Origin of the sequence: Pigmentiphaga sp., from assembly GCF_019689535.1 — a bacterium.
Lineage (GTDB): Bacteria > Pseudomonadota > Gammaproteobacteria > Burkholderiales > Burkholderiaceae_B > Pigmentiphaga.
The window spans coordinates 13,155-27,100 of the sequence record NZ_JADGHH010000020.1 but is presented as its reverse complement, the minus strand read 5'-3'; the positions used below and the strand labels follow the sequence as shown (position 1 = coordinate 27,100).

General features: G+C 64.6%; 13 protein-coding genes. 3 read left to right on the top strand and 10 right to left on the bottom strand.

Going from position 1 to position 13,946, the window contains the following annotated elements; genetic code table 11:
- The 3 genes from IRZ12_RS03270 to IRZ12_RS03260 form a co-directional block, all read right to left on the bottom strand.
- Positions 1-335, bottom strand: a 335-nt coding sequence (locus tag IRZ12_RS03270; protein ID WP_296464060.1) for a hypothetical protein, incomplete at its 3' end; no start/stop codon positions are given.
- The gene (locus IRZ12_RS03265) at positions 319-981 is read right to left on the bottom strand and encodes a CoA transferase subunit B (protein ID WP_296464058.1); all 663 of its coding nucleotides are present in this window, start codon (positions 979-981) and stop codon (positions 319-321) included. The genes IRZ12_RS03270 and IRZ12_RS03265, both read right to left, overlap by 17 nt.
- A gap of 85 nt (positions 982-1,066) precedes the next feature.
- A complete protein-coding gene (locus tag IRZ12_RS03260) occupies positions 1,067-1,768 on the bottom strand; it encodes a CoA transferase subunit A (RefSeq protein WP_296464055.1) in 702 nt (233 codons plus the stop codon).
- Between the two features lie 149 nt (positions 1,769-1,917).
- Between IRZ12_RS03260 and IRZ12_RS03255 the strand changes: the two genes are divergently transcribed.
- On the top strand, positions 1,918-3,546 hold the full coding sequence (locus tag IRZ12_RS03255; protein ID WP_296464062.1) for an electron transfer flavoprotein-ubiquinone oxidoreductase: 1,629 nt from the start codon (positions 1,918-1,920) through the stop codon (positions 3,544-3,546).
- 89 nt (positions 3,547-3,635) lie between these two features.
- Here IRZ12_RS03255 and IRZ12_RS03250 read toward each other — a convergent pair whose 3' ends face one another.
- From IRZ12_RS03250 to IRZ12_RS03240, 3 genes are all read right to left on the bottom strand, one after another.
- Positions 3,636-4,442, bottom strand: a complete 807-nt coding sequence (locus IRZ12_RS03250; RefSeq protein WP_296464053.1) for a heme ABC transporter ATP-binding protein — start codon at positions 4,440-4,442, stop codon at positions 3,636-3,638.
- Positions 4,443-4,447: 5 nt separating this feature from the next.
- Complete coding sequence (locus IRZ12_RS03245) at positions 4,448-5,536, bottom strand: iron ABC transporter permease (protein ID WP_296464050.1); 1,089 nt, start codon at positions 5,534-5,536, stop codon at positions 4,448-4,450.
- Between the two features lie 103 nt (positions 5,537-5,639).
- The gene (locus IRZ12_RS03240; RefSeq protein WP_296464049.1) at positions 5,640-6,254 is read right to left on the bottom strand and encodes a biliverdin-producing heme oxygenase; all 615 of its coding nucleotides are present in this window, start codon (positions 6,252-6,254) and stop codon (positions 5,640-5,642) included.
- Between the two features lie 252 nt (positions 6,255-6,506).
- Between IRZ12_RS03240 and IRZ12_RS03235 the strand changes: the two genes are divergently transcribed.
- Both IRZ12_RS03235 and IRZ12_RS03230 read left to right on the top strand, forming a co-directional pair.
- On the top strand, positions 6,507-8,684 hold the full coding sequence (locus tag IRZ12_RS03235; protein ID WP_296464047.1) for a malate synthase G: 2,178 nt from the start codon (positions 6,507-6,509) through the stop codon (positions 8,682-8,684).
- 161 nt (positions 8,685-8,845) lie between these two features.
- The gene (locus IRZ12_RS03230) at positions 8,846-9,862 is read left to right on the top strand and encodes a tripartite tricarboxylate transporter substrate binding protein (protein WP_296464045.1); all 1,017 of its coding nucleotides are present in this window, start codon (positions 8,846-8,848) and stop codon (positions 9,860-9,862) included.
- Positions 9,863-9,966: 104 nt separating this feature from the next.
- Here the strand turns inward: IRZ12_RS03230 and IRZ12_RS03225 are convergent, their stop codons facing one another.
- The 4 genes from IRZ12_RS03225 to IRZ12_RS03210 all read right to left on the bottom strand — a co-directional run bounded on the left by IRZ12_RS03225 (position 9,967) and on the right by IRZ12_RS03210 (position 13,945).
- Complete coding sequence (locus IRZ12_RS03225) at positions 9,967-10,566, bottom strand: NUDIX hydrolase (protein ID WP_296464043.1); 600 nt, start codon at positions 10,564-10,566, stop codon at positions 9,967-9,969.
- Entirely contained in the window at positions 10,563-10,883 is a 321-nt protein-coding gene (locus IRZ12_RS03220) for a DUF2818 family protein (protein WP_296464041.1), read from the bottom strand. The genes IRZ12_RS03225 and IRZ12_RS03220 overlap by 4 nt, the downstream gene beginning before the upstream one ends.
- 74 nt (positions 10,884-10,957) lie before the next feature.
- Positions 10,958-12,439 carry an NADH-quinone oxidoreductase subunit NuoN gene (gene nuoN, locus IRZ12_RS03215; protein ID WP_296464039.1) on the bottom strand — a complete coding sequence of 494 codons (1,482 nt, stop codon included), beginning with the start codon at positions 12,437-12,439 and terminating at the stop codon, positions 10,958-10,960.
- An 18-nt stretch (positions 12,440-12,457) separates the two neighbouring features.
- Positions 12,458-13,945 (bottom strand): NADH-quinone oxidoreductase subunit M, encoded by a 1,488-nt coding sequence (locus IRZ12_RS03210; RefSeq protein WP_296464037.1) that lies wholly within the window; start codon positions 13,943-13,945, stop codon positions 12,458-12,460.
- Between the last annotated feature and the right edge of the window lies 1 nt (position 13,946).

The window sequence follows — 13,946 nt, the reverse complement described above, 5'->3', positions numbered from 1 at the left end:
CCACAGGCCGCGCAGGGCACGAGAAACCCCCAGCCCGTGGCTTCGAACCCCCTGGCGCTGCGCACCCCCAGCAGCAAGGCGCGCCGCCCCTGGGCATTGCGGTAGACCTGGGCCACCCCCACGCCCTCTGCGCCGAAATCCCCCTCGACTTCCCGCTCGAGTTCGAATCCGTCGGGAACGAAAGCCTCGGCCCGGGAAGCGAGGGCGGGAATGGCCAGCGCGGCGGGTATGTAGGGACCGGCTGCCTCGCCTCTCACCGCCGGGCCGAAGGCGGCCAGCAGGAACGCCAGGACTGCCGGCAGGAACCCCCGCAGTCCGTCAAGCCGCGGCAGCAACGGCAGAGGTGTCCAACTTGGCGGCGGTCTTGTCCACGACCTCCTGCACGGAGACCCCCGGCGCCAATTCGACCAGCTTCAGCCCGTCCGGAGTCACGTCGATCACCGCCAGGTCAGTGATGATGCGGTCCACGACACCCACGCCCGTCAACGGCAGCGTGCATTCGGGCAGGATCTTCAGGTCTACCGTCCCGTCTTTCTTGCGGGCCACGTGCTCCATCAGGATCACGACGCGGCCCACGCCGGCGACGAGGTCCATCGCGCCGCCCATGCCTTTGATCATTTTGCCCGGGATCATCCAGTTGGCCAGGTCGCCCTTCTCGGACACCTGCATCGCGCCCAGGATGGCGAGATTGATCTTCCCGCCGCGGATCATCCCGAATGAATCGGCCGACGAGAAAATGGACGAGCCGGGCAGCGTGGTGACCGTCTGCTTCCCGGCGTTGATGAGGTCCGGATCGACCTCGTCTTCCGTGGGGAACGGCCCGATGCCCAGCAACCCGTTCTCGGACTGCAGCCAGACCTCGATTCCAGGTGGCACATGGTTGGCCACCAACGTGGGCAACCCAATTCCGAGGTTGACGTAAAAGCCGTCCTGCAGTTCACGCGCTGCCCGCGCCGCCATTTCATCGCGAGTCCATGCCATCTGATCTCTCCTCAATATCCTTTACCGTGCGCCATGACGTCCGCCGACACACCGCCGTGCGAGGCACCGCGGCCCGTTCGCGGCATTATTTCGACGCCCTCACCGTACGCTGCTCGATGCGCTTTTCCGGGTTCGGGTTCAACACCAGGCGGTGCACATAGATGCCCGGCAGGTGGATGTGGTCGGGATCCAGCTCGCCGTTCTCGACGATGCGTTCGACTTCGGCCACCGTGATCTTGCCGGCCATCGCGACGTTGGGATTGAAGTTGCGCGCGGTCTTGTTGAAGATCAGGTTGCCGGCCTTGTCGGCAACCATCGCCTTGACCAGCGACACGTCCGGGACCAGGGCTCGCTCCAGCACGTATTTCTTGCCGTCGAACTCGCGGATTTCCTTGCCTTCGGCCACCTGGGTGCCGACACCCGTAGGCGTGAAAAAGGCCGGAATGCCCGCGCCACCTGCGCGCAGCTTCTCGGCCAGCGTGCCTTGAGGCGTGAATTCGACCTCTAGTTCGCCGGCGAGGTATTGGCGTTCGAACTCTTTGTTTTCGCCGACGTAGGAGGAAATCATTTTGCGGATCTGCCGCGTCTCCAGCAATTGGCCGAGCCCTACGCCGTCGATGCCCGCGTTATTGCTGATGCAAGTCAGATTCTTGACGCCGATGTCCCGCAGCGCGGTGATCAGCGCTTCGGGGATACCGCACAGACCGAACCCGCCCACTGCCAACGTTTGTCCGTCCCGCACGATGTCAGCTAGCGCCTCCCTGGCGCTGGCATAGACCTTGTTCATCTGTCTTCCTCGCTTTACATGTTGGCCTGTGGCCGTGACCGCATGAAATACAATCCAAGATCATACTTCGAACTGGCTTGACGGCGACACCGCCCGCCCCCGCACCTCCCGGAGGAACTCTGTACATGCAAGGCACCGAACGCGAGTCTATGGAATACGACGTGGTGATCGTCGGAGGCGGTCCCGCCGGGCTGTCCACCGCGATCCGCCTCAAACAGCTTGCGGCAGAAAAAGGCCGCGAGATCGGCGTCTGCCTGCTTGAAAAAGGCAGCGAGATCGGTGCCCACATCCTCTCGGGCGCCGTCATGGACCCGCGTGCGCTTACCGAGCTGATCCCCGACTGGAAGGAGAAAGGCGCGCCGCTGAACACGCCGGTGAGCGAAGACCGCTTCCTGTTCCTCTCCGAGACGGGGGCCAAGGCCACCCCGGGCTGGCTGCTGCCCCCCTGTTTCCACAACCAAGGCAACTACGTCGTCAGCCTGGGCAAGGTCACGCGCTGGCTTGGCGAGCAGGCCGAAGCGCTGGGCGTGGACCTCTTCCCCGGCTTCGCGGCGGCCGAGATCCTCTATGACGAGAACGGCGCCGTCAAAGGCGTGGCCACCGGCGACATGGGGGTCGGCCGCGACGGCCAGCCCACGGCGCAATACCAGCCCGGCATGGAGCTGCATGCCCGCTACACCATATTCGCCGAAGGTTCGCGCGGCCACCTCGGCCGCCAGCTGAACGAGAAATTCCAACTAAGCGCCGGCAAAGATCCGCAAAGCTATGGCATCGGTATCAAGGAACTGTGGGAGATCGACCCTGCCAAGCACCAGCCGGGCCTGGTGGTCCACACCGCCGGCTGGCCGCTCGACCCGGACACTTACGGCGGGTCCTTCCTCTACCACCTGGAAGACAACAAAGTCGCCGTGGGGCTGATCGTCGGGCTCGACTACAGCAACCCGTGGCTTTCGCCTTTCGAGGAATTCCAGCGATTCAAGACCCATCCGTCCATCCGCGGTTTCCTGGAGGGTGGAAAGCGCATCGCCTACGGCGCGCGTTCGATCACCGCGGGCGGACTGCTGTCACTGCCCAAGCTCGTGTTTCCGGGCGGAGCGCTGGTGGGATGCGAGGCCGGCTTTCTCAACGCCTCGCGCATCAAGGGCAGCCATGCCGCAATCAAGAGCGGGATGCTGGCGGCCGAGGCGGCCTTTGCCGCGCTGGAAGCAGGCCGCAGCCGGGATGAATTGGCGAGCTATCCCCAGGCGTTCGAGTCGTCCTGGCTTTATGAAGAACTGAACAAATCGCGTAACTTCAAGCAATGGTTTAAGAAAGGACGCACCGTCGGCACCTTGATGACGGGTATCGAACAATGGCTGCTGCGGGGCAATTTCCCCTGGACCATTCACCGCGACAAGCCGGACCACGCTTGCCTGAAGCCGGCCGACGCCTGCCCGCGCATCGAATATCCCAAGCCGGACGGCAAGCTGACGTTCGACCGCCTGAGCTCGGTGTTCATCTCCAACACCAATCACGAGGAGAACGAGCCGATTCACCTCACGCTCAAGGATCCGACCGTGCCAGTGGGCGTCAACCTGGCGCGCTATGCCGGTCCAGAAAGCCGCTACTGCCCCGCCGGCGTTTATGAATTCGTCAAGGACGAGCATGGCGCCGACCGCCTGCAGATCAACGCGCAGAACTGCGTGCACTGCAAGACCTGCGACATCAAGGATCCGACGCAAAACATCGTCTGGGTGACCCCGCAAGGAGGCGAAGGGCCTGTTTACAACGAAATGTAAGGCCGCGGGCGCGGCGTCCGCCTCGCAGCCGCAAACGCACCGCGCAGGCGGTCCTTGCCCGCCAGGCGTGGCTACCGCCTCGTTGCAGCTCAATCCTGCAGCGGACGCGTGGCGACCAGGAAATCTTGGCCTACCCGCCAGTGGGACGCATCAACCGCAAAGCACCTGCGCACGAACTCCCTCGTCAGCACCGCCTGGGGCAGGCCGTCCGCGACGAGCTTTCCTTCTCTCAGCGCCAGGATGCGATCGCCGTACTGCGCGGCGAGGTTCATGTCGTGCATGGTCACGATGGCGGCCGCCCCGATGCGATGCGCGAAATCGCGGATGGCCATGCATACCGAGTGCTGGTGGTGGGGATCAAGGCTGGCGCACGGCTCGTCCAGCAGCAGCAGCCGCGAGCCGATCCCATCATCCACCTGCGCCGGCCAAACCTGGGCGAGGACCCGAGCCAGGTGCACCCGCGCCTGCTCGCCGCCTGACAGGACCGGCATGGGCCGCTGCGCGAGGTGCGCCACGCCCAGGGCCTTGAGCGCCGCCTGGACGACGTCCCTCAGCTGGCGCCGGGACTCGCTGCGTGCCAGGCATCCCAGGTACACGACCTCCTCGACGGTAAACGGCAAGCTCAGCCCTGCACGCTGGGGCAGCACCGCACGGTGCCGTGCCAACTCCCCCGCTGCCCAGGCGGGCAAGGGCTTCCCCTTGAACAGCACCTGCCCGGCCGCCGGCGCGAGGTCTCCGGCCATGGCCGCCAACAGGGTCGACTTGCCCGCGCCGTTGGGCCCGATCAACATCACGACCTCGCCCGCGCCGATCCGGCAATCGATGTCGTCCAGCACCGTCCGGGCCGGCTGCATGGCCTGCCTGCGCGCGACCCTCAGCGAGCGCACCTCGAGCATCGCACTCAGCCCTCGAACATCCGCGCCTTGGCCCGGAGCAACAGGAACAGGAAAAACGGCGCGCCGACCAATGCCGTCAGGACGCCGATGGGCATCTCGGCCGGGGCAATGGCGGTCCGGGCCACGAGATCCGCGCCGACCGTGAGGACCGCGCCCAACAGCGCCGCCCCGGGCAGGACGATCCGGACGTCCGGTCCGGCCACCAGCCGTATGCAATGCGGCGCCACCAACCCCAAGAAGCCGATGATGCCGCAAAACGCCACGGCCACACCCACCCCCAGCGCGCTGAAAATGATGGCCATGGCTTTCAGGCGCTCCACGGCAATGCCCAGGTGGCGGGCCTCGGGCTCGCCGAGGGCCATGGCGTTGAGCCCCGTGCGTAGGCGCCACATGCCCGCCAGCGCCACCACACCTCCCGCGAATACCACGCCCACGACCGGCCAGGACGCCGACGCAAGGCTGCCCAGGTTCCAGAAGGTCAGGTTGCGCAGCTGCTCATCCGTCGCGACATAGCTGGACACGCCGATGAGGGCCAAGGCGATGGCGTTCATGGCGATTCCCGCCAGCAACATGGCGGCAACGGACACGCCCAAGGACGTGCGGCCAATCCGGTAGACGAGCAGCGTCGCGAGGACGCCGCCGCTGAACGCTGCCGCCGGCAGCAGAGCCAGGCCCAATGTGTGCGAAAGCTCCGGCCACCACAGGTCGCCGAAGACGATGGCCAATGCCACGCAAAGCGCCGCGCCGCTCGAGATGCCGATCAGGCCCGGATCGGCGAGCGGATTGCGAAACAGGCCCTGAAGCGTGGCCCCCGCCGCGCCCAGCAAGGCGCCCACCCCGACTCCCAACATGACCCGAGGCAGGCGAATGCTCCACAGCACGCCCAATTGCTGTGGCTCGAACCCACCCTCGGCCAGCCCTGCCTTGTACAGCAGGATGGACGCCACATTCGAGGCGGAAATGGGATACGCCCCCCTGCCCGCAGCGACGACGACCAGGCCCCCGAGAACGACGGTCAAGAGCGCGAGCAGCCAGCCAGCGGGCATGCGCCCAACCCGCGCGCGGGCCCAAGCCGACGCAAGGGAAGCGTTCATGCCAGCGGCGCTTCGCACGGACGTTCGACCGCTTGCGACAGGTGAAGTCCGGCGCCAGGCCCGACATGAGCGTCGCGCATCTTCGACATCTCCATCTTTTTCCTCATGCGAGCGAAGGCTCGCCGTCCAGATCATAGCTGCGCGCGAGCAGCACCGCGAAACGCTGGAAGGCCGCCCTGGCCCCGGCCACGACCCTGTCCTGTTCCTCCTCCGCCATGCCGCTGCCGTCCAGCGCCTGCACGAAACGCTTCCATGCCGCGCCCCGGCCGTCCGCAGGCGAGGCCAGGCTGCGCGCGCCGAAATGCTCGTCCAAGCCCAACCTTTGCCCCGCTTCCTTGAGGAGAAACGCCGCACCCAACTTCGACCCCTCCGACACGTAAAGCCAGCCCAGGCCTTCGGGCAGCGGCAGGCCTGGGCCTTGCGACGCATCCTGCGGCACAGGCAGGGGCACGCCCAGGTCGCGGAGGTCCGCTTCCGCTGCGGCCAGGCGGGACCGGCCCGCGAGATCGGGAATGAGCGCGGCATAAGGCCCGCTGGCGTACAACGGCTCGACATCGCGCTGGAACAGGTACTGGGCGGCCACGAATCGGCCGTAGTTGGCGCGACTGCCGAACGGATCGAGCGCAGTCACCAGCTTGTCGAGCCTCTCGTGCAGCGCCGCGGTTTCCGTTTTCAAGCGAAGAGCCAGCGAGAGCTGGGTGAAGCCTTGGGTCGTCATGGAGCGTCGCCTAGAATAATCATGAAAAAAGCCCACCCTCAATGTTATGTCCCGTTATGCCCCGCGCCCGGCCCGTCTGCCGGCTGGCACCCTGCACCCTGCGGAGATTATTCGCTCCTCCTGCGCAAAACAATTTTGACTGGGGCATGCGTTATCCGCCCGCCCGGGCGGCGCGCGCCCGTTTATCATCGGCACATCCCCGTGATCGGTCCGCAAGACCGCCATCATCATAGGCAATGTCAGGAGAACCTCATGACGGAACGCATCAATCGCCACGGCCTGCAAGTGGCGTACCAGCTCGACCGCTTCATCGAAGACGAGGCGCTGCCCAGCACCGGCGTTGGCAGCGATGCCTTCTGGCGGGGCTTTTCGGATATCGTGCATGACCTCGCACCGAAGAACCGCGCGTTGCTGGCCGAACGCGACCGTCTGCAGGCGGAAATCGACGCCTGGCACCGTGCCAACCCCGGCCCCATCCGCGACCAGGCCGGCTACCGCGCCTTCCTGGAGCGCATCGGCTATCTCCTGCCCCAGCCCGAGCACGTACGCGTCACCACCGAGAACGTCGATACGGAAATCTCCGAACAGGCCGGCCCGCAGCTTGTGGTTCCCGTTTCCAACCAGCGCTACGCGCTGAACGCCGCCAATGCCCGCTGGGGCAGCCTCTATGACGCCCTGTACGGCACGGACGCACTGCCCGAGGCGGACGGTGCCGAACGCGGCGCGGGATATAACCCGGTCCGCGGACGCGCCGTCATTGCCCGCGCCCGGGCCTTCCTCGACCAGGCTGCCCCGCTCGCCCAAGGTTCGCATGCCGACGCAACGGGCTACTCGGTTCGCGACGGCAAGCTCATCGTGGGCCTCGCCCAAGGCGAAACCAGCCTGGCACGGCCGGAGCAGTTCATCGGCTACCAGGGCCGCCCGGAGTCGCCATCGGTCATCCTGCTGAAAAACCATGGCCTGCACTTCGAGATCCACATCGACCGAGCGAGCGAGATCGGCGCCAGCGACGCGGCCGGGGTGAAAGACGTCGTGCTGGAAGCGGCGATCACCACCATCATGGACTGCGAGGACTCCGTCGCCGCAGTGGATACCGAAGACAAAGTCAAGGTCTACCGCAACTGGTTCGGGCTGAACAAGGGTGACTTGACGGAAGAAGTCACCAAGAACGGCAAGACCTTCACCCGGCGCCTGAACCCCGACCGCGAATACACGGCCGCCGACGGGTCCAAGCTCACCCTGCCTGGGCGCTCGCTGATGTTCGTGCGGCACGTCGGCCACCTCATGACTACGCCAGCCATCCTGGACCGGGACGGCAACGAAATCCCCGAAGGCATCATGGACGCCGTCGTGGCCACGCTGGTGTCCATGCCCGACCTCACACTCAAGCGCAACTCACGCAAAGGGTCGTTCTACATCGTCAAGCCCAAGATGCACGGCCCTGCCGAAGTGGCCTTCGCCAATGAGCTGTTCGACCGAGTGGAAGACCTGCTCCAGCTGCCGCGCCATACGCTCAAGATGGGCATCATGGACGAAGAACGGCGCACCAGCGTCAACCTCAAGGCCTGCATCGCCGCCGCCAGCGCCCGCGTCGTCTTCATCAACACGGGCTTCCTCGATCGCACCGGCGATGAAATCCACACGGCCATGGAAGCCGGCCCCATGCTGCGCAAGGGCGACATGAAGTCCTCGGGCTGGATCGCGGCCTATGAGCGCAGCAACGTGCTGATCGGGCTGGACGCCGGCCTGCGCGGCCGGGCGCAAATCGGCAAAGGCATGTGGGCCATGCCCGACATGATGGCGGCGATGCTCGAACAGAAAATCGCCCACCCCAAGGCCGGCGCCAACACCGCGTGGGTCCCCTCTCCGACCGCGGCCACCCTGCACGCCCTCCACTACCACCAGGTCGACGTCCAAGCCGTGCAGCAAGAGCTGGAGAAAATCCCCCTGGCAAGCGTCCAGGAAGAATTGCTGCAAGGACTGCTCACCGTGCCGGTGGGCGACCCGTCCGCCTGGTCGCAGGACGACATCCGGCAGGAACTGGAAAACAACGTCCAGGGCATCCTCGGCTACGTCGTGCGCTGGATCGACCAGGGGATAGGCTGCTCGAAAGTGCCCGACATCCACAACATCGGCTTGATGGAAGATCGCGCGACGCTGCGCATATCCAGCCAGCACATCGCCAACTGGCTGCGCCACGGCATCACCACCGAGACGCAGGTGCGCGAAGTGCTCAAACGCATGGCCAAGGTCGTCGATCAACAGAACGCCGGCGACCCGAACTACGAACCCATGTCTGGCAACGAGGAAACTTCGCTCGCCTTCCAAGCCGCTTCGGCCTTGATATTCGAAGGCCGCGTGCAGCCCAACGGGTACACCGAACCGTTGCTGCACGCGTACCGCGCCAAACGCAAGGCCCGCGGGCGCTGAGGCACGCAGCGGACGGCGGCCTGCTGCCGTCCGCATCCTGGCCGCGACATACCGGCCGCAGGCTTCCGGCGAGGGCAACCGTGCAGGCAAGCGACTTTGACTGCGCGGCGGCGGACCACTTATCCTACATGGGCTATCCAAGACCATAAGGAGACAAACACATGTCCGTCCCGGCTTCTCGCGCCCAGGCTTTTCACTGGCGCCGCAACCTCCTTGCGCTCTGCCTTGCTGCCATCTCGGGCTCGGCCTTCTCGACCACCGCCCTGGCAACGGACGCCTACCCGTCGAAACCGGTCACGCTCGTCACATCGTTCTCGGTGGGAAGCGGACCGGACACCGTGCTGCGCCTGGTAGCCGACCGCCTCGGCAAGGCGTGGAGCCAACGCGTCATCGTGGAAAACCGCCCCGGGGGCGCCGGCTTCATCGCCATCGATGCCGTCAAGCGCGCGGCGCCGGACGGTTACACGCTGCTTCAGCTGGATAGTGAGCAGCTGGCCGCCCTGCCGCACTTGTACAAGAGCCGGAACTACGACCCGGACCAAATCTTCGATCCGGTCGCCACGCTCTTCATTACGCCCTTCCTCGTGTCGGTTTCCACCCAATCGCCGTGGAAGTCCGTTTCCGACCTCATCGCCTCGGCCAAAGCCAAGCCCGGGCAGGTCACTTACGGCTCCTGGGGCATTGGCAGCCCGGGCCACCTTGGCGGCATCGCCCTCGAGAGTGATGCGAACGTCTCCATGCAGCACGTGCCGTACAAGGAAGTCGGACAGCTATACGCGGCCGTGAGCAACGGGGATGTGAACTGGAGCATGGCTACCATCGCCTCGAGCCAAGGTCCGTACCAGGCGGGCAAACTGCGTTACATCGCGGTCGCGGCGCCCAAGCGCATATCCCAAATGCCAGACGTGCCGACCGTAGCCGAAAGCGCCGGCCCCGCCGGCCTCGACGTCAATTCCTTTGTCGTGCTCTTGGCCCCCAAGGGAATTCCGCCTGCGATCCGCGACCAGATCAATGCGGAAGTAGCCAAGGCCGTGGCCGATCCCGAAGTCAAGAATCGCCTGGACGGATTCGCTTTCCAGGTCATCAGCTGGTCGCCGGAAGAAATCCGCCGCCAAACCACGCTCAAGTCCCAGACTTATCAGAAGCTGATCCAGAAGGCCAACGTGTCGCTCGAATGACACCGCCGTTCCGGCAGCGGGCCCGGGGTGCCCGCTGCGAGGCGGACATCATGCGGCCCTGCGGGCCGCTCGCATGTTCCGGCGTACGAAAAACCTTCGCCTGGCTAGCCGGATACCGCAGCGGCCCCTTTCCTGCGCCGCTCGACGAAGAATGCCCCGATCACCGTCTTGACGTCGGTGACCTGGCCCGCCTCGATCCACGCCAGCAAACGCTCGAGCGGGGCGCTGAATACTTCGACGAATTCGTTGTCGTCCAGCTTCTGCGTGCCGCGCTCCAGGCCTTCGGCCATGTAGAGCACGATGCGCTCGTCGGCGTATCCGATCGCATTGTGGATAGTGGTCAATTCGGTCCACTTGCTGGCGCGGTAGCCGGTTTCCTCGGTCAGTTCGCGCTGGGCGGTCGCGAGCGGTGATTCGCCCGCATCGATCTTGCCGGCGGGAAATTCGATGAAGGCGCGATGGACCGGATACCGGTATTGGCGCAGCAATATGACTTGCCCGTCGGGCAAGACCGGCACGATCATGGCCGCCCCCGGATGCACGATGTATTCGCGCGTAGACGTCGTGCCATCAGGCAGCCGGACGATGTCGCGCCGGACGTCCAGCAGCTTGCCCTTGAATACTGTCTCGCTGGCCAACGGCTCCTCGCGCAGCCGCTCGGAACTGCGCGCCAGCTCTTCCAAGGCGTGGTCGTAGGCACTCATCGCGCACTCCGTCTGAACAGGTAACGATAAACGAAACCAGGATAGGCCAGCACGAGGTAAAGCGTCAGCGTGACCACGTAGAACTGCCAGCCCTGCGGAAAGACGTTCCCCAGGCTAGCCTCGAAGGCGAACCCGATTGCGCCGACCACCAGGTAGAAGACCAGCACTTCCCCGAGGCGAAGCCAAAAGGGCTTGGTCGCTGCCGCGCCGTCCCGGCGATAGGCGATGACGCCGAAAATGCGTTCCGACAGGAACGGCAGATTAGCCGTGACCAATGCCAGCAGGATCAGGACGTAAATAGCGACGGTTTGTTTCAAGTCGGTATTCCTGCGCGACAAACCCGGCCTGGGACGACGGCGGCCCGAAGGCCGCGGCGGCTACCGCCCGGCGATCAGAGGGCGAGCGAACTGGCGATGGCTTGGGCGCACACGGCGACCAGCGGTGCGGGGAACACGCCGAGAACCAGCAGCAGGATGCCGTTGACCGACAGCACGGTACGGAAACCGGCGGAACCTTGCAGCGGCGCCTGGTCCGCGGGTTCGTCGAAGTACACGACCTTGACCACGCGCAGGTAGTAGAAGGCGCCGATCAGGGAGAACAGCACGGCAATCACGGCCAGCACGATATGGTTGGCCTGGACCAGCGATTGCAAGACCGCCAGCTTGGAATAGAACCCGACCGTGGGCGGGATGCCCGCCAGCGAGAACATCTGCAGCAGCATGACCCCCGCGAACCAGGGGTTGCGGCGGTTCAAGCCCTTGAGGTCGTCAATGTTCTCGCAGTCAAAGCCTGCGCGCGAGAGCAGCATCAACACGCCGAAAGAGCTGAGCGTGGTCAGCACGTAGACGATGACGTAGAACATCGCCGACGTATACGCGTTCTGCGCGTTGAAGGCGCTGTCTTCGACCACGCCAGACATCAGGCCCAGCAACACGAAGCCCATGTGGGAAATGGTCGAATAGGCCAACATGCGCTTGATGTTGGTCTGCATGATGGCGGCCAGGTTGCCGATCATCAGCGACAGTACCGCCATGATCGCCAGCATGGGCTGCCAATCCGCGGCCAGGCCGAACAAGCCATCCACCAGCAGGCGCAGCACCATGGCGAAGGCCGCCAGCTTCGGCGCGCCGCCCAGCAGCAGCGTCACAGCGGTGGGCGCCCCTTGGTAGACGTCGGGCACCCACATGTGGAACGGCACGACGCCGAGCTTGAACGCGACTCCCGCGACCAGGAACACCAGGCCAAAGACCAGGATCATGCGGTGATCGCCCGCATCCGTGGTGGCCAGGGAGATGTCGGCGAGGTTCAAGCTGCCGGCGGCGCCGTAGATCATCGACATGCCGTAGAGCAGCAGCCCCGAGGCCAAGGCGCCCAGCACGAAGTACTTCATCGCCGCTTCGGTGGAAACCGTATGGTCGCGGCGCAGGCCGATCAGCGCGTAGAACGACAGCGACATGAGCTCCAGGCCGAGGTAGATCGTCAGCAGGTTGCCCGCGGAAATCATGACCATCTGGCCGAGCAGCGCCAACAGCGACAGCACGTAGAACTCACCGCCTCGCAACATGCCGCGATCCTTGGCATAACCCTTGCCGTAGATCAGCGTCACGCCGACAGCGATGTACGAGCACACCTTGAGCACGTGCGCGAGGCCGTCGGTCACGTACATGCCGTCGAACGCAACGCCTTGCACGCCCGTGGCCAGGGCTGACAAGCTCATCCAGCTCAACAGCACCAGCGTCAGCAGGGACAGGATGTGCGTGAGCGCGCGGCCATCATCCTTGACGAACAAATCGATCAGCAAGATGGCGGACGTCAGCACCAGCAGCGTGACTTCCGGCGCGACCAGGGACAAATTCAAATTGGCAAATTCCATTGCTTAACGTCCGGCGTCTTACAGTTTCGAAATGGCGACGTGCTTGAGCAGCGCATCGACCGAGACGTGCATCACGTCGGTAAAGGGCGCGGGATAAACACCCATGTACAACACGGCGATGGCCATCACGCCCAGGATGAAAAACTCGCGAGCGCTCAAGTCCGACAGTTCGCGCACGTGCTGATGCGTGATGTCGCCAAAGACCACGCGCTTGACCATCCACAGCGAATAGGCTGCGCCGAGGATGAGCGCCGTCGCAGCCAGCAAGCCGATCCAGAAGTTGTACTCGACCGACCCCATGATGACGAAGAATTCGCCCACGAAGCCGCTGGTGGCAGGCAGCCCGCTGTTTGCCATCGAGAACAAGACGAAGAACGTCGCGAACTTCGGCATGGTATTGACCACGCCGCCGTAATCGGCAATGCGGCGCGAATGCACGCGGTCGTACAGCACGCCGATGCACAGGAACATCGCGCCCGAGACGAAACCGTGCGACACCATTTGCACGATGGCGCCTTCGACGCCCGCCGTATTGAAGATGAAGAACCCCAGCGTAACGAAGCCCATGTGCGCCACGGACGAATAGGCAACCAGCTTCTTCATGTCGTCCTGCACCAGCGCCACCAGGCCGATGTAGATCACGGCGATCAGCGACAGCGCGATCATCAGGCCGGCCAGGCTGTGCGCGGCATCAGGCACGATGGGCAGGGAGAAGCGCAGGAAACCGTACGCCCCCAGTTTCAGCATGATCGCCGCCAGCACTACCGAACCGCCGGTGGGTGCCTCGACGTGTGCGTCGGGAAGCCAGGTGTGCACCGGCCACATCGGCACCTTCACCGCAAATGCCATCAGGAATGCCAGGAAAATCAGCACCTGTTCGGTCTGTCCCAGCGGCAGCTTGTGCCAGGCAAGGATGTCGAAGGAGCCGCCCGCCGAATACCACAGGTAGATGAAGGCAATCAGCGTCAGCAGCGAGCCCAGCAGCGTATAGAGGAAGAACTTGAACGCGGCATAGACCCGGTTCGGGCCGCCCCAGACGCCGATGATGATGTACATCGGGATCAGGGTGGCTTCGAAGAACACGTAGAACAGCAGGCCGTCGAGCGCGGCAAACACGCCGATCATGAGGCCCGACAGGATCAGGAACGCCCCCATGTACTGGGCGACCCGGCTTGTGATGACCTCCCAGCCGGCCAGCACCACGATGATGGTGATGAAGGCCGTCAAGAGCACGAACCAGAGCGAGATGCCGTCGATGCCGAGGTAATAGGAGACGCCGTAGTCGGCGATCCAGGTCGCCCTTTCGACGAACTGCATGTCCGCCGTGGATGGGTCGAACCCCGTATACAAGGGCAGCGTCACCAAGAAGCCAGCGATCGCACCGATCAGGGACAGGATCCGCGCCAACTGAGGATTGCTGTCGCGGCCCACCGCCAGCACCAGCGCGCCGAACACGATCGGGGTGAAGATCGCAAGCGAGAGCCACGGAAAAGAAGTTTGAGCCATA

Coding starts and splice junctions, on each gene's coding strand:
- IRZ12_RS03255 (WP_296464062.1), top strand. CDS start 1,918: ATGGAATACGACGTGGTGATCGTCGGAGGCGGTCCCGCCGGGCTGTCC.
- IRZ12_RS03265 (WP_296464058.1), bottom strand. CDS start 981: ATGGCATGGACTCGCGATGAAATGGCGGCGCGGGCAGCGCGTGAACTG.
- IRZ12_RS03230 (WP_296464045.1), top strand. CDS start 8,846: ATGTCCGTCCCGGCTTCTCGCGCCCAGGCTTTTCACTGGCGCCGCAAC.
- IRZ12_RS03250 (WP_296464053.1), bottom strand. CDS start 4,442: ATGCTCGAGGTGCGCTCGCTGAGGGTCGCGCGCAGGCAGGCCATGCAG.
- IRZ12_RS03240 (WP_296464049.1), bottom strand. CDS start 6,254: ATGACGACCCAAGGCTTCACCCAGCTCTCGCTGGCTCTTCGCTTGAAA.
- IRZ12_RS03210 (WP_296464037.1), bottom strand. CDS start 13,945: ATGGCTCAAACTTCTTTTCCGTGGCTCTCGCTTGCGATCTTCACCCCG.
- IRZ12_RS03225 (WP_296464043.1), bottom strand. CDS start 10,566: ATGAGTGCCTACGACCACGCCTTGGAAGAGCTGGCGCGCAGTTCCGAG.
- IRZ12_RS03245 (WP_296464050.1), bottom strand. CDS start 5,536: ATGAACGCTTCCCTTGCGTCGGCTTGGGCCCGCGCGCGGGTTGGGCGC.
- IRZ12_RS03235 (WP_296464047.1), top strand. CDS start 6,507: ATGACGGAACGCATCAATCGCCACGGCCTGCAAGTGGCGTACCAGCTC.
- IRZ12_RS03260 (WP_296464055.1), bottom strand. CDS start 1,768: ATGAACAAGGTCTATGCCAGCGCCAGGGAGGCGCTAGCTGACATCGTG.
- nuoN (WP_296464039.1), bottom strand. CDS start 12,439: ATGGAATTTGCCAATTTGAATTTGTCCCTGGTCGCGCCGGAAGTCACG.